We start from the raw sequence: 14,462 nt of genomic DNA, 5'->3' as shown, positions 1-14,462 counted from the left end.
AAGACAAGTTCGAGAACATGGGCGCTCAGCTCGTCCGCGAAGTGGCCTCCAAGACCAACGACGCCGCCGGCGACGGTACCACCACCGCCACCGTTCTGGCTCAGGCCATTTATCATGAAGGCGTGAAGCTCGTGGCCGCCGGCCGCAACCCCATGCCCATCAAGCGCGGCATCGACAAGGCCGTGGCCGCCATCACCGCTGAGCTCGGCAACATTGCCAAGCCCACCCGCGACCAGAAGGAAATCGCTCAGGTCGGCACCATTTCCGCCAACTCCGACGCCACCATCGGCAACATCATTGCCGAAGCCATGAGCAAGGTCGGCAAGGAAGGCGTCATCACCGTTGAAGAAGCCAAGGGCCTCGAAACCACCCTCGAAACCGTGGAAGGCATGCAGTTCGACCGCGGCTACCTGTCCCCCTATTTCGTGACCGATCCCGAAAAGCTGGTGTGCGATCTTGAGAATCCCTTCATCCTGCTTCAGGAAAAGAAGATCACCGGCATGAAGGAAATGCTGCCTGTCCTCGAACAGGTCGCCAAGATGAACCGTCCTCTGCTCATCATCGCCGAAGACGTGGAAGGCGAAGCTCTGGCCACCCTCGTGGTGAACAAGCTGCGCGGCACTCTTCAGGTTGCCGCCGTCAAGGCTCCCGGCTTTGGTGATCGCCGCAAGGCCATGCTGCAGGATATCGCCATTCTTACCGGCGGCACCGTGGCTTCCGATGAAATGGGCGTCAAGCTCGAAAACTTCACTCTGGCCAACCTCGGCACCGCCAAGCGCGTGCACATCGACAAGGACAACACCACCATCGTCGACGGTGCCGGTCAGTCTGCCGACATCAAGGCCCGCGTCGCTCAGATCCGCGCTCAGATCGGCGAAGCTACCTCCGACTACGACCGTGAAAAGCTGCAGGAACGTCTGGCCAAGCTGGTCGGCGGCGTGGCTGTGATCAAGGTCGGCGCTGCTACCGAAACCGAAATGAAGGAAAAGAAGGACCGCGTCGAGGACGCCCTCAACGCTACCCGCGCCGCCGTTGCCGAAGGCATCGTGCCTGGCGGCGGCACCGCCTACATCCGCTGCCTGCCTGCTCTCGACGACATCGAGGCTTCCGAGGAAGAAATGGCCGGTGTGAACATCGTCCGTCGCGCCGTGGAAGAACCTCTTCGTCAGATTGCCGCCAACGCCGGCTTCGAAGGCTCCGTGGTCGTTGAAAAGGTCCGCGAAGGCAAGGACGGCTTCGGCTTCAACGCCGCCACCGGCGAATACGAAGACCTCATGGCCGCCGGCATTATCGACCCCAAGCAGGTTTCCCGCTTCGCTCTGCAGCATGCTTCTTCCGTGGCCGCTCTCCTGCTGACCACCGAATGCGCCATTGCTGAACTGCCCAAGCCCGAGCCCGCTGCTCCCGCTGCGCCCGGCATGGGCGGCATGGGCGGCATGTACTAAGAAATGCCACGGCGGGCTTCTGCCCGCCGCGCCTGATAGAAAAAAGGGGAACCGTCTTTGCGGCTCCCCTTTTTTCATGTCCGTCGTCGGGCTCGACGGCCTGACGCCGAGGCATGAAAGGCACGGCCGACATGATGCGCTGAGGTCGCGTTTTTCTGCTCCCGCGCCGGAGCTGGAACGGACTGCGCATTTCCTAAAGGAGAATGTCATGACGGAATATGACGACGAAGGCCGCAGAGTCGTGGAGCCGGAAATTCTGGTGAACGGAACGTACCGGAAGGCGTACTCCGATGAGGCCTTTCATTCCAAGCTGCTGCGCTTTGCCGGAACCATAGGAAAGGAGGGGCTCCGTTCGGCGCTCATCCTTTATTATACGCTTCAGCGCAAGGATCTGCCGGGAAAGACGCGGGCCATCATTTTAGGAGCTCTGGGGTATTTCATTCTTCCCGTCGATGTCATTCCCGATATCGTTCCCGTACTCGGATTCACCGACGACATAGGCATTCTGGCCGCTGCCCTTGCCGCCGTGGCCATGTACGTGGACGACGAAGTCCGGGCAAAGGCCGATGCCGCGCTTGATCGCTGGCTCGGCAGGGCGGAAAAGGTCCTCGGGAAAAAATAGCGCGTCCCATGGTGCCGCTGAAGGTTCGGAAGTCGGGACAGGGGGCAAGCCGGGGATCTGCCTGGATGCCGTCCCCGCTTCATGGAAGCGGGGAAAAGGCAGTCTTGTCCCCCGGGCGGAACTGAGTCAGAGGCTCTTCGGGGATTTGTCGTGAATTCCAGACGTCGCCGTGCTCTTCCGTCGGAGCGGAGACGTGTTGCGACCGCTTCCGCGTGCTCTGCCGCCCCTTCCGGAGAACGTATGGAAGAGGTCGGAATGTGCACGGAAGCACCCGCAGGGGCTCTGTCCTTTGGAAAGTCCAAAGGGAAAACAGGTCTTGGGGAGGCGGACGTCGAAGGCGGGAGGAAAGCTTTCCGTCCCGAGTCCCGGACGGCCTGTCTCTGAAGGGCTGACCGGACTTCTCCGTTCGGAAAATTTTCCGTGGCGGAGAAAAAGACTTGCCATTTCCGGGAAAACGGGATATGTACGTCCTTCGTATGTCCGCATGGACATGCACAGCACTTGCCTGTAATGGAAAAAGTCGTCTTCTTTCGGGAAGACGCACCTGCACCGACCGACGGGAACAGGTCATCATGCCTGCCAGCATCATACAGGGAGTGTGCGCCGCATGGCGGCTTCCGGTTCGCCGGTTTACCTGTAATATGGGAAGCAGGCTTCATTTCTGACCCGTTTTTCGGAGGTTTTAATGTACGCTATTGTTGAAGTGCTCGGCAAGCAGTACCGCGTTCAGGAAGGCAACAAGGTGGTTGTCGACCTCATGAACGCTGAAAAGGACAGCGAAGTGTCCCTCGACCGCGTGCTCATGATCGGCGGCGAAAACACCAAGATCGGCACCCCCGTCGTGGAAGGCGCCAAGGTGACCGCCAAGGTCGTTGATCACATCCTCGGCGACAAGGTCGTGGTGTTCAAGCACAAGCGCCGCAAGGCTGAACGCCGCACCCAGGGCCATCGTCAGGAATACACCGTTCTTACTGTTACCGGTATCGTCGCCTAACGGGCGTACCGCTATTTTCCAAGGAGTTTCATCATGGCACATAAAAAAGCAGGCGGCAGCTCCCGCAACGGTCGTGACAGTGAAGGTCAGCGCAGAGGCGTGAAGCGCTTCGGCGGCCAGCATGTTCTTGCCGGCAACATCATCGTTCGTCAGCTCGGCACCGTGGTCTATCCCGGCGCCAATGTCGGCATGGGCCGCGACTACACCCTTTTCGCCAAGTGCGACGGCGTGGTGAAGTTTGAAAAGTTCCTCCGCAAGCGTCGCGTGCACAAGCGCGTGAGCATCGTGCCCGCGGAAGCCGCGGCGTAACTGCGCTTACGGCATGATTTGTTGGGGCGAGAAGGGCCATGGCTCTTCTCGCCCTTTGTGTCATTTTTCGGGGAAGCAGGCCTTTTGCCGCATACGGCGGCTTGCCCGGCGGCATCCCCTCTCTGAATCCGACGCGTGCCGTTTCTGCCGGAGCGTCCGCGGCGGTAAGGCCGCTTTCTGCTTCGCGCGGCAGGATGCCGCTTTCTCTGGAAGCAGGGCGGTCGCCGCGCCACCGGCGGCAGACGGAGTCCTTTCGCGGCCGTCGGCGGCGTCGCGTCCCAATCGTGAGGAAAGCATATGAAATTTGTGGATGAAGCCACCATTCAGGTAAAGGCCGGCAAGGGAGGAAACGGCTGCGTTTCCTTCCGCCGTGAAAAGTTCGTGGCCAAGGGCGGCCCCGACGGGGGCAACGGCGGCGACGGCGGCAACGTGTACGCCCGCGCTTCCACCAGACTGTACAGTCTGTACGACTTCCGCCTGAAGCGCATTTATGAGGCCGAGAACGGTCAGGGCGGCATGGGCAGTCAGTGCGACGGACACAAGGGCGAGGACCTCATCATCGAGCTTCCTGCCGGAACCCAGCTTTATGAGCGCACCGGCGAAGGCGAAGAGCTCTTTGCCGACATTTCCGATCCCGACAAGCTGGTGCTTCTTGCGGCGGGCGGCCGCGGCGGCAAGGGCAACGAACATTTCAAGTCCTCCACCATGCGCGCGCCTCGCTTCGCACAGAAGGGCGAACCCGGCGAAGAGCGCTCCTTCCGGCTGGAACTCAAGATTCTGGCCGACGCCGGCCTTCTCGGTCTGCCCAATGCCGGAAAGTCCACCTTCCTGTCGCGCGTGTCCGCGGCCCGTCCCAAGATTGCGGATTATCCCTTCACCACGCTGACCCCCAATCTCGGCGTGCTCATCGACGACTGCGATCCCGACAGACGCATGGTCATTGCCGACATTCCCGGTCTTATCGAGGGCGCACACGCCGGTCAGGGCCTCGGCGACCGCTTTCTGCGTCATGTGGAGCGCACGCGCTTTCTCGTGCACATTCTCAGCATCGAGGACGTGAACCTCGAGTCGGAGAATCCCTGGGAAGGCTTTGATCTCATCAACGAGGAGCTGTCCCGTTTCGATCCGGAACTGGCGCTGCGCCGTCAGATAGAAGTCGTGAACAAGATAGATCTGCGCACGCCGGAGGAGCTTGAGGCCGTAAAGGCCAGAGCGAAGGCCGACGGACGCGACATCGTGTTCATTTCCGCCCGCGAGAACATAGGCCTCGAAGAGCTCGTGGCGCGCATGTGGAAGCTGCGCGACGAACTGGACTTCAATGACCCCTTCGTCCATTATCAGGAGGAAGTGGTGGTGGATGAAGAGTTCCCCGACATCGAAGTGATATGGACGCGTGAATGATGAATACCCGTGAAAAGACGCTGAAAACGGCGCATACCCTTGTGGTGAAGGTGGGAAGCGCCGTGCTCACCACGGCCGACGGCCTGCACCTTTCCGTGCTGTACAATCTTGTGGAGCAGCTGGCCCGTCTGTCCCGCCAGGGCAGGCGTGTCTGTCTGGTCAGTTCCGGCGCGGTGGCGGCCGGAAGAACGGCTCTGCCCGACCGCGGCCGCAGCGTGGTGGGACTTTCCGGCAAGCAGGCGCTTGCTGCCATAGGTCAGGGCTGTCTCATGCGCGAGTATGAGCACGCCTTTGCCTCGCAGGGGCTTCTGTGCGCTCAGGTGCTGCTCACGAGGGACGATCTGCGCAGCCGTACCCGTTTTCTCAACGCCCGCAACACCTTCATGAACCTGCTCGACTGGGGCGTCGTCCCCATCGTCAACGAGAACGACACCGTGGCCGTGCAGGAACTCAAGTTCGGCGACAACGACCAGCTTGCCAGTCTTCTGCTCAATCTGGTGGAAGGTGATCTCTACATCAATCTCACGAGTGCGGACGGCGTGCTGGCGGTCAACCCCGAAAAGGCGGTCCCCGGTGCAGTCGTTCCCTGTCTCGACAGCATTGAGGACATTGCCTCCCTGGACATAGAGTCGCTTTGCGGCGCCAAGACCAGCGTGGGCACCGGCGGCATGCGTTCCAAGCTCATGGCCGCCCGTCGTGCGTCCCAGCTCGGCGTTCCTACGCTGATTCTGCCCGGGCGTCGTCCCGACATTCTCGACCGCGCCTTTGCCGGAGAGCATGTGGGAACATGGGTATGCCCGGCGGAACAGGCCGTGTCCCGGCGCAAGTACTGGATGGCCTATCAGTCCGAGCCGCAGGGCACCGTCGTGGTGGATGAAGGCGCGGCCCGCGCACTGGAGGAGAAGGGCGGAAGCCTGCTTCCCGGCGGCGTGACGGCCGTGGAAGGCTCCTTCGAGCCCGGGGCCCTCGTGCGCGTCGTGTGCGGGGAGCATCACATAGGCGTGGGGCTCACCAACTACTCTTCCGAGGAGCTTGAGCGCATCAAGGGGCTGCGTCGTGTGGAAGTGGCCGCCGTTCTCGGCGACGCCCACTATCCCGAAGTCATCCACAGGGACAATCTGCTCATCAATGCGGCGGTGTAGACGCACGTTTTTTTAGACAAGGGCCGGACTGCCTCGCGCAGATCCGGCCCTGCCGTTTTAATCTTTCGGCTCTCAGACGAACAAGCCGAAGTTGGTCATGGCATCGAGAGACGATCCTTCCGACGGCGCTTCAGCCGCGCCGGGCGCGGTGCAAAGTTCGGTCAGTCTTTTTTTCCATGTCTGGACCTGTGCGAGAAAGTCGTTGACGACAAGGCTCAGAATGTCGGGGGTGAGGGCGCTCTCGTCGAATCTTTTCCAGAGCACGACGCGGCCGAGCGCGCCGTGGACGGAAAGCGCCGCGCCGCCGGTCTTTGCGCCGAGAAGCGAATCTTCGAGCAGCGCGAGACAGGCCTTCCCGGAAAGGTCGGAGGCGTCGCCTATTTCAGAGTACATGAAGAGCGCGTGGTCTTCCTTGTCGTGGGTGAAGGTGACTTCGTTTTCGCCGTCGAAAAGCAGCGAGCAGCTGCCGTCGGCGTCGGGGACAAGATCATCGATGCCCAGAGAGCGCCCGAAGCTCTCCAGCGCGGTGTTCCATTCCATGGCCAAACTCCTTGATGAGCGTGGGCTCCTGCTTTAATTTCGGGTCGGTCTTCAAGGGGGAAGAAGCCTGGCTCCTTCCCCCGGTCAAGCGTTACGGTCTGTAATACTTGGAAAGCAGGGGGAAGAGGTCTGCATGATCGGCGATCACCTTTTCGATGCCGCTCATGAAGGTGTCTGCATCCTTGTTCCATTCCCTGGCGAAATCTTCCCGTATGGCGTCGAGCATATCCCGCCTGTCCTGCATGCACCTTTCGGCTAGGGGCGCGGGAGCGGTGGCCGCAGTCTGCACGAGCTTGTCCAGCACGTTGCGGGACTTGCAGAGCGGATTGGTGAGACGCTGAAGCCTGTCGGCCTCCACGGCAAGCTCTCTGCGTATGTCCTCCGCGCTTTTCGTGGGCTTCTCGCCCTCCTTGCCGTGCAGGAAGGCGAAGCGCTCGGGATTGAATTCCTGCGTGCGGCCTATGTCCAGAGAGTCGGCGGCGTTGAGCAGCATGGCTTCCAGCGTCTGCCCGCGGTGGGCGTCTATGCTGTCCCTCACGGCCTGCTCGTAGTCCGCGCCCAGAGTGGCGTTGCCGAAGGCGGCCTTCATGGCGTCCACGGTCATGTTGGCGCTTCTGTCTTCCCAGCGGTCGGTGCCGCCGCCCTGCCTGCCGAGGTCGTGCCCCGTAATGCCGCACAAAACGGCGTTGCGGTCCATGGGCACGCCCTGTTCCTCCAGCATGGAGCACATGACCGAGGCGAAAATGAACGCGCGGGCGATGTGGCCGCGGCCGTGCACCGAGGTGCCGCGCTCGAAGGTCTGTTCATGGTTCATGTAGGCGTCGAGATTGGCTATGAGGAAATTTCTTCTCGCCCGTCCGTCTGCGGGCATGGCCGCAGGCATGGCTGCGGCGGGGAAGGCCGGATAGCCGGGATGCGTCCGGTCGAGAACGGCGGCGGTCTGCGGGGCCACCTCGCGCAGGGCCTCACGGGTGGACTGCGGAATCAGCGACAGCTCGGCCGTGAAGGTTGGCACGTCCTTGAGATCGGCGCCGGCCACTCTTGAGGCGTTGACGGCGTTGCGCTGCATGAGCAGGAGCGTTGAGCTCATCACGCCGAAGTCCGCAGCATCCGCCAGCGCTTCGTCTCCGGAGCGGTGACCGACCTGAAAGAGCTGACCCATGAAGCTCAGCTGCTCGGGAGAGTTCAGCCGGGACTGAAGACGCTGCATGGCCTGCCTGTCCACGGCGGGAGAGCCGTTTTCGAGCATGGCCAGAGACATGAAGGAAATGCGGTCGAGTTCGGCGGCCTTGTCGTCCGCGCCGAAGTCGGCGTCGCCGAGGTTCTGGATGAAGCCGTTGAGATCGTCGGAAGCTCTCTGCATGAGCGCGCCGATGCTTCGGAAGACATCTTCCGGGGAAGGCGCGGCGCCGGCGTTCATGAGTCCGCGCAGCACATTGGCCTGCGCCGTGGCATGGGTGTGGATGATGCGCAGCTCTTCCGGCGAACGCAGCACCCTTGCGCTGCATACCCAGAAGGCGAAGGCGTCCTTCTGCGCCTGCGTGGCAAAGGGAAGACGCTCAAGTTCGGTCAGAAGTGCGGCCTTCTGCTGCAGCATGGGCTTTGCCGCCTTCTGGAAGGCCTGCCGGACCAGACTTTGCGGTTCCAGGCTTGCCTGACCCAGGTTCTTCATGTCAGCCTGGATGGTCTGCATGAACTTTCCGGCCAGACTGGCGAGGGCGTTGCCTTCAAGACGGAGCGTTCCCGGAGCAAGATTGTCGCCTATCTGTTCGGATTCGATGAGTTTTGCGATGTGTCCGGGAAGATCTGTGAGCACGGCTTCGGCTTCGGCGTCAATGCGCTCCCTGTCCAGATGACTGGCCTGGAATACCTTTTCTTCCTGGTGCAGCCTGTTGATGCCTTCCACTTCCCTGCCGAGGTCGAAGTTTTTGATGAGGTTCACATGAATGCCCGTGCGCTCCTCAAAGGCGGCCATGCGGGCCCTCAGCTCCTCGAGGTTCTCTTCCGGTACGTCGTTGATGTCGATGCGTATCTCGGCAATGTCACGGGAAGGAATGAGAGGGCCCTGTATCTGCGCTTCTATGTACTGCGCGCCGGTCAGATGCACGCGGGGGTGACTGCCGTCGGCGTTCTTCATGGCGGCCAGAGCGAGCGCGTTGCCGTCGAAAGTGCTCATGTGGGGAATGAGCGCTTCGAGATTGTCGTGTGTGGCCAGAAGACTGCGCGTGGCGGCGCGGTCGCCGAAGCAGTTCAGGAGCAGAGCCTTGAAGTGAGACTCCTGGTCCAGGTCGGTGAGTCTGATGTCCGAGGGCAGGGCGATGAAAGCGGACGCGCGGGCGTCCGGCACCTTGGCGATGCTGTCGAACCAGTTTTCCAGCGCCTTGTGTTCGGCGGAGTTTACGTCGCGGCAGGCCGTGGTGAATTCTGCCGGGAGTCCCGCGCCGTCCAGAAGCGCGTAGAAGTCCGCGCGGCGTTCCTGCGACATGTTGACCACGGGGGCATAGAACGTGTCTTCGGCAATGTAGGTCGCGCGCCTTGCCACGTCGTCCTTCAGCACTATGGCCGCCGATCCGTAGCCTGCGCCTGCGGATACGGCGCCTATTCTGCGGCCCTGCACGTTGAGCGCGCCGTACACGGGACGCTCGTCGGCCTGCACGGCGTGTCCTTCGAGCTCGGGGAAGAGCAGCCGTTCCGCGGCGTCACGGCGGGCGAGGTAGCCTTCGCCCTTGATGAGCGTTTCTTCTGCGGCCAGATGAAAGATGTTCTTCATCGGCTCGTCGGGATGCGCCATGATGCCGCTCTCGCTCAGAAGCACGTCCACGTCGACGTTGATGGTGAGTTCCGCGCTGCGCAGAATGTCGGCCATCTCCTTCACGGATACGGAAGGAAGATCGCGGCGGCGGAGCGCTTCTGTTTCCCCGGCGGCCGTCTTTTCTCGCGTCGTGGCGCTTTCGGCTGCGGTTTCCACGAGCGTGCGCAGGTTGGCGGGCGTGATGTCGTGAGGCTGCGCCGGGGCTATGGCCGCGCCCTGAGCGCCGTATTCCTCGCTGAGGCGCGGCGGCATTCTGAGGGCCGTGAGCGAGGCGTCTTCAGGATGCGCGGCCACAAGGTCGTCCACCATGCCGCGCACGGTGCGGTTGCTTACTTCCTTGAGAACGAGCGCCTGAAGGTCGAACAGCAGCGAGGCGGCGCTGCGGGCGTCTCCGGCTTTGGCGTTGATTTGTCCTTCTCTCATGAGCGCGCTTTGCAGAAGGTCCATGTCTGCCGAATTGAAGGCCTGATACACGGCGGCCAGTTCCGCGTTGCTCAGGTTTTCCACGGCGGGCGCAAAGGCCCACAGGGGGCTTTCCTTCTGCTGAGGCGAGAGCTGACCAAGCTTGTCGAGCCTCGTCATGAATTCCTGCGCAGCCTTGAGGCAGCCGAGAAGATCCCTGGCCTTCAGCGTCCCGGGCTCCTTGAGCACCTGAAGCGCTTCGTTGGCGGTCTTCGTGAGACCTTCCCTGCCTCTGACAATTTTTGTGGCAGTCGTGAACCCCTGGAAGGGAACTTTGTTGGCCTTTATGCTGTCCAGCCGAATGGGTTCACCCTTGCCGAGCTGCACCCTGTGCTTGCCGAAAACGCCGGTTTTTTCCGTAATGCCGCGGGCTTCGAGCTGACTGTGCAATATCTGGTCGGGCTGTATGCGGGGCATGATATCTCCTCCTTGAGGGAACGATGAGTGCGGAACATTCATGATCTAGCAAGTTTCATGCCGAAATGCCGAAAACAGGCACGGCGGAACGCTTTGATAAAAAATATCCGCTCAAAAAGCGCTTGTCCACAAAAACGGACGGCCTGAAGGAAAATGACAGATCGTCGGAAGACGCGGAACGGAAGAGGCCGATTTCCGGCGGCGGGACCGCAGGAAGTCGGCGGGAGGGGCGGAATGTCTGCGACGTTTTTCGTCGGATGGAAGAGGCCGGTCCTTCGGGAGAAAAGTTTTTGTGCAGAAGAGGGGGATGAAGATGTTTTGCGGCGTCTGGCTCGGCCTGTGCTCCGGCCTTTTTCCGGCATGCGCCTGTCTGCCTTTTCTGAACATGGAGGGAAAAACGAGTTTTTTTTTCGAAAACGGCAAAAAAACGCTTGCCAGTCCCTGCGATTTTCTATAAGTTGCAGCTCGTGCCCAGGTGGTGGAATTGGTAGACACACTATCTTGAGGTGGTAGCGCCGAATGGCGTGGGAGTTCGAGTCTCCCCCTGGGCACCAGCAGAAAGTAAGAGCCGCAGACATATGTCTGCGGCTTTTTCGTTTAATTTCGCAAAGAGCATACGGCTTTTGTGCGTTTTCAGGCCGTTGTGAAAAGCGAAGAAAGCCCGCGGAAGACAGGGGACGGTGCTTCCGCGGGGGAGGGAAAAGTCTGGAATGCGGTGTCCAGACGTTCGTAACTGCCGTCTTTTCCCGGCATGGAAGAGAACGACAGGGGACGGTTCAGTTCAGGGGAATGTTCGGTGCGCTGTCAAGCAGCGCCCGGCAGTCGTGCAGTATGGAATCGATGATCTCTCGGACAGGGCGGACGTTTCGGATGAGCCCCGTGCTCTGTCCGGCCATGATGGCGCCGTTTTCATGGTCTCCTTCCAGCATTCCCCGGCGGGAGGAGTTGGCCGCAAGAGCAATGACCTTTGCTTTGGCTTCGCTTCTGGGATAGGTCGCTTCCACGGCGGCAATTTTTTCGGTAAGAGCGTTTCTCAGTTGTCGGCAGGGTTCTCCTGTGGAAAAGCCTGCCTCCGTAGTGGCAAAGTCTCCGGCGTTGACGATGGCTGCCTTGGACTCGGGATGAATGTCGGCCTCCTGCGAAGCGAGAAACACCGTGCCCATTTCTATGCCGCAGGCTCCCAGCATGAGGGCGGCTGCCATGCCGCGTCCGTCGGCGATGCCGCCGGAGGCTGCCACGGGTACGGAAGCAATATCCGCGATCTGCGGCACTGAAGCAAGAGTGCCCTGAAACGTGATATGACCTCCGCCGTCGCGGCCTTTCACGATGAGCACGTCGGCGCCGGCTTCCTGGGCCGTAAGGGCGTCCTGCACGGTAAACACCTTGGCCATGATGATGAGCCCGGCCTTTTTGAAGTTTTCAAAATGTCTGCGCGCAAACTTTGGATCAAGATGATGCTGTTCGTCGCAGAGCGTGTCCAGATGAATGTGGCTGACGCCTTCTTTATGAAGCAGTGAGGTGAGATCGTTCAGCTTTTCGTCGGATATGAAGCGGGGATGGAATCCGAGATTGATGGCGAAGGGCCGGTCGGTGAGCTCTCTTGTCTTCGCAATCTGATCGTGGATGAAGTCCGGCACACCTGCGCCGGTGCCGAGCACGCCGAGGCCTCCCGCCTCTCCCACCGCTGCAACGAGGGGCGCTGTGCTGATCCATGCCATGGGGCCCTGGATGACGGGCTTTGTTATGCCGAGTGCGCGGCAGAGTCTGTTGTCCATGAGATGCTCCTTTGAAAAGCTTAGTTGAAGATCCAGTCCATCAGGTACCAGTAGGGCAGCTGAAGCACGAGGAATGATACGAATGTGACGGCACTCTTGATGCTCGCGAGCATGATGAAGTCGCGCATGGTCATCATGCCGAAGCTGAAGATGACGACAAGCGTGGTGACTTCGTGGGGCAGAAAGTACATGTCGGCGCCGAGGACTATGGCCATCATGACCACGACAGGCTGCAGGTTGAGGGAAATGGCTATCTGCGTGAGCGGTGCGCTGAGTGCGGCGAACATGGCGCTGGCGCTGAGGATGAAGTTGGCCAGCGCACAGACGATGAGTACGATGGTGAGAACCATGCCGGGATGCAGGGAGGAGAGCAGAGGAAGCACGGATTCCTTGATGAAGGGCGTGAATCCCAGCTGCATTCCCACGACGCCTATGCTCATGCAGGCAGCCATGAACGCGAGAACATTGATGTTCACCCGGCTGATGGACTTGGTCGTTCCCGCACGCAGGGCTGGCGTGAACAGCAGATAGGGAAGTACCATGAAGGCATAGTTCAGCGAGTAGCCGTGCACGGGCTGCAGAAGCACATAGAGGAACAGCACGGATACCACGATGCAGATATGCTTTTCTTCCGAGGTGAGCGGGCCGAGCTTCTTGAGTTCTTCTCTGAAATATTCCCTGCCGTTGCCCCTGGTGACGATGGATTTCGTTTTGAAGATCTTTGTCAGCAGCCAGACGAAGAAGAAGTCGGCGAATATCTGCGGCCAGTTGTAGATGATGCAGGTGTACCAGGGAAGAACGGTGGCTTCCTGACCTGGGACGAGCTTCATCCCCTGTTCCAGAAGACCGAGGGTCACGGGGGTGTAGATGAACGTGGCGGAGCCGAAGGCTCCGACGGCGGCGACGATCATGATAATGGCCGATTCCTTGCAGGGCTTTTCATAGCCGAACACCTTGCACAGTCCGAAGGCCAGCGTGGCAATGATGATGTAGCCGCGGGTGAAGGTAAGTATGGAAAGCACGATGCCGGCGATGAGAAAGCCATACAGCGCGCCGGTATAGGTACCGCCGGTCTTGTAGATGCACCACATGCTTATTCGCTTGAGCAGCCCCACCTCTTCCATGACGTTGGCCAGAATGAAGGCGCCGAGGGACATGAAGATGACGGTGTTCGTCCACGGCTTGAGGGCAACGGATTCCGGAACAAGACCGCTCACGATGTAGAGAGTGCTGAGCAGCATGGCCGCGGCCACGACCGGCAGCAGCTCGAAGGCAAGAATGGAAATGAAGAAGACGGTGAAGGAGAAGAACAGACGCATCTGTTCCGTGAAGTAGCCGCTTGTGGGAATGAGAGTGACGGCTGCGGCCAGAGCGAACGTGATGATCCACTTGATGAGGACGGCATGATTGCTGTCGGTGGTACTGGTAGCCATGAAGACCTCGCGCGAGAAAGCGGAAGAGAAGAAAGGTTGTCCGTTCCGTTCCGGGCGTAACGGACAACCGGAGAGCTAGTCCGTAAGGCCGAACAGTCGGGCCGCGTTTCCGTACAGAATGTCGGGCAGTACCTCTTCGCGGATGCCGCAGTTCAGCCAGTAGTCCACGGCAAACTGCATGGTGCAGCGGGGGAAGGCTGAGCCGAAGAGAATGCGGTCACGCAGCATGTAATTTGCTGCCTTGGCCAGCAGCATGCCGGCAGGAGAGTTCGGCATGGTGCCGTCAGGAGAGATGTAGATATTGCCGTTCCAGAAGGCGAGATCAATGACTTCCAGCGTGCGGGGACCGCCGCCGTGGCAGAGCACGAAGTTCACCTTGTTGCGGTAGAGACCAGATATTTCCTCCAGCGCGGCAAGCTGATCCAGGGACATGGACCGGAAGGTTATGAGCACCGGTATGCCGTGTTCCGCGCAGATGTCGTAGATGACCATGGCGCGCCTGTCGTTGAGCAGCCAGTTCGGCTTGTCTATGGCGGGTTCTACGGCTACACCACGGCACGGACCGTTGACCACGTATTTGTTGATCTGCGCCTCGATTTCATCCGGCGTGTGATAGATGGGGGAAATGCCGGGCACGCCGAGGATGCGGCCGGGATATTTTTCCATGAGTTCCACCAGCTCACCGTTGTCGGTGGGGGCGCGGTGATTGCACGGATCGCCCCATGCCGCCCGGTAGGGAGCTACGGCCAGATCCACGCCGGCAATGTCCATTTCCTGAATGAAGTCCTCCATGCTCCGCGAGTCGATGGTGCGGGAAAGGTCGGGACAGCCGCTTTGGAAATTGCCCTTGCGCAGGGTGCTTTCCTTGTCGAACAGACAGAACGGATAGCCTTCGTTCATGAAACCTTTGAACGGGGGACGGCAGCGCATGTCGGCAATCTTCATACCATAACGCATAATGAACCTCTCTGGTTGGTGTTGCGGGAATGGACTCGATGACGTCAACACTGGTGCAAAATGCGGGCCATTTATTGTTTATATTTTGTATTTCAATATGTTATAAAAAGAATTATATAATAACTGTGTCAAAAGGGACAATATTTGCACCCT

General features: G+C 60.2%; 11 protein-coding genes and 1 tRNA gene. 7 read left to right on the top strand and 5 right to left on the bottom strand.

Translation table 11 applies throughout. From position 1 onward, the window contains the following. The 6 genes from groL to proB form a co-directional block, all read left to right on the top strand. Positions 1 to 1,445: chaperonin GroEL (groL, locus tag QZZ60_RS06400; RefSeq protein WP_295639440.1), on the top strand; the 1,445-nt coding region annotated here is incomplete at its 5' end. A 208-nt stretch (positions 1,446 to 1,653) separates the two neighbouring features. Beyond that, positions 1,654 to 2,067 carry a DUF1232 domain-containing protein gene (locus QZZ60_RS06395; RefSeq protein ID WP_295639438.1) on the top strand — a complete coding sequence of 138 codons (414 nt, stop codon included), beginning with the start codon at positions 1,654 to 1,656 and terminating at the stop codon, positions 2,065 to 2,067. A 685-nt stretch (positions 2,068 to 2,752) separates the two neighbouring features. Continuing rightward, positions 2,753 to 3,061 (top strand): 50S ribosomal protein L21, encoded by a 309-nt coding sequence (rplU, locus tag QZZ60_RS06390; protein ID WP_295639435.1) that lies wholly within the window; start codon positions 2,753 to 2,755, stop codon positions 3,059 to 3,061. 33 nt (positions 3,062 to 3,094) lie between these two features. After that, complete coding sequence (rpmA, locus tag QZZ60_RS06385) at positions 3,095 to 3,370, top strand: 50S ribosomal protein L27 (RefSeq protein ID WP_294445406.1); 276 nt, start codon at positions 3,095 to 3,097, stop codon at positions 3,368 to 3,370. Between the two features lie 297 nt (positions 3,371 to 3,667). After that, positions 3,668 to 4,771, top strand: a complete 1,104-nt coding sequence (gene obgE / locus QZZ60_RS06380) for a GTPase ObgE (protein ID WP_295639432.1) — start codon at positions 3,668 to 3,670, stop codon at positions 4,769 to 4,771. Then, positions 4,768 to 5,913, top strand: coding sequence for a glutamate 5-kinase (gene proB, locus QZZ60_RS06375; protein ID WP_295639429.1), 1,146 nt, complete (start codon positions 4,768 to 4,770; stop codon positions 5,911 to 5,913). Before obgE ends, proB begins: the two co-directional genes overlap by 4 nt. Positions 5,914 to 5,985: 72 nt before the next feature. On the opposite strand, the gene QZZ60_RS06370 is transcribed toward proB, so the two are convergent. Next, positions 5,986 to 6,453, bottom strand: coding sequence for a type III secretion system chaperone (locus QZZ60_RS06370; RefSeq protein WP_295639426.1), 468 nt, complete (start codon positions 6,451 to 6,453; stop codon positions 5,986 to 5,988). 91 nt (positions 6,454 to 6,544) lie between these two features. Next, positions 6,545 to 10,144 carry a DUF3626 domain-containing protein gene (locus QZZ60_RS06365; RefSeq protein ID WP_295639423.1) on the bottom strand — a complete coding sequence of 1,200 codons (3,600 nt, stop codon included), beginning with the start codon at positions 10,142 to 10,144 and terminating at the stop codon, positions 6,545 to 6,547. Positions 10,145 to 10,613: 469 nt separating this feature from the next. On the opposite strand from QZZ60_RS06365, the gene QZZ60_RS06360 reads away from it, so the two are divergent. Beyond that, a tRNA-Leu gene (locus QZZ60_RS06360) sits at positions 10,614 to 10,698 on the top strand. Positions 10,699 to 10,920: 222 nt separating this feature from the next. Here the strand turns inward: QZZ60_RS06360 and QZZ60_RS06355 are convergent. From QZZ60_RS06355 to QZZ60_RS06345, 3 genes are all read right to left on the bottom strand, one after another. Further along, complete coding sequence (locus QZZ60_RS06355; RefSeq protein ID WP_295639420.1) at positions 10,921 to 11,919, bottom strand: nitronate monooxygenase; 999 nt, start codon at positions 11,917 to 11,919, stop codon at positions 10,921 to 10,923. A 20-nt stretch (positions 11,920 to 11,939) separates the two neighbouring features. After that, positions 11,940 to 13,352, bottom strand: coding sequence for an SLC13 family permease (locus QZZ60_RS06350; RefSeq protein ID WP_295639418.1), 1,413 nt, complete (start codon positions 13,350 to 13,352; stop codon positions 11,940 to 11,942). Positions 13,353 to 13,427: 75 nt separating this feature from the next. Next, positions 13,428 to 14,252, bottom strand: a complete 825-nt coding sequence (locus QZZ60_RS06345) for an amidohydrolase family protein (protein WP_295639415.1) — start codon at positions 14,250 to 14,252, stop codon at positions 13,428 to 13,430. Between the last annotated feature and the right edge of the window lie 210 nt (positions 14,253 to 14,462).

Origin of the sequence: uncultured Mailhella sp. (assembly GCF_905187505.1) — a bacterium.
In the GTDB taxonomy this organism is placed as follows: domain Bacteria; phylum Desulfobacterota; class Desulfovibrionia; order Desulfovibrionales; family Desulfovibrionaceae; genus Mailhella.
This window is presented reverse-complemented; position numbering and strand designations above follow the sequence as displayed.

What these genes read in the sequence shown, in the direction of transcription:
- QZZ60_RS06395 (WP_295639438.1), top strand. Translation starts at nt 1,654, where the DNA reads ATGACGGAATATGACGACGAAGGCCGCAGAGTCGTGGAGCCGGAAATT.
- rplU (WP_295639435.1), top strand. Translation starts at nt 2,753, where the DNA reads ATGTACGCTATTGTTGAAGTGCTCGGCAAGCAGTACCGCGTTCAGGAA.
- rpmA (WP_294445406.1), top strand. Translation starts at nt 3,095, where the DNA reads ATGGCACATAAAAAAGCAGGCGGCAGCTCCCGCAACGGTCGTGACAGT.
- obgE (WP_295639432.1), top strand. Translation starts at nt 3,668, where the DNA reads ATGAAATTTGTGGATGAAGCCACCATTCAGGTAAAGGCCGGCAAGGGA.
- proB (WP_295639429.1), top strand. Translation starts at nt 4,768, where the DNA reads ATGATGAATACCCGTGAAAAGACGCTGAAAACGGCGCATACCCTTGTG.
- QZZ60_RS06370 (WP_295639426.1), bottom strand. Translation starts at nt 6,453, where the DNA reads ATGGAATGGAACACCGCGCTGGAGAGCTTCGGGCGCTCTCTGGGCATC.
- QZZ60_RS06365 (WP_295639423.1), bottom strand. Translation starts at nt 10,144, where the DNA reads ATGCCCCGCATACAGCCCGACCAGATATTGCACAGTCAGCTCGAAGCC.
- QZZ60_RS06355 (WP_295639420.1), bottom strand. Translation starts at nt 11,919, where the DNA reads ATGGACAACAGACTCTGCCGCGCACTCGGCATAACAAAGCCCGTCATC.
- QZZ60_RS06350 (WP_295639418.1), bottom strand. Translation starts at nt 13,352, where the DNA reads ATGGCTACCAGTACCACCGACAGCAATCATGCCGTCCTCATCAAGTGG.
- QZZ60_RS06345 (WP_295639415.1), bottom strand. Translation starts at nt 14,252, where the DNA reads ATGAACGAAGGCTATCCGTTCTGTCTGTTCGACAAGGAAAGCACCCTG.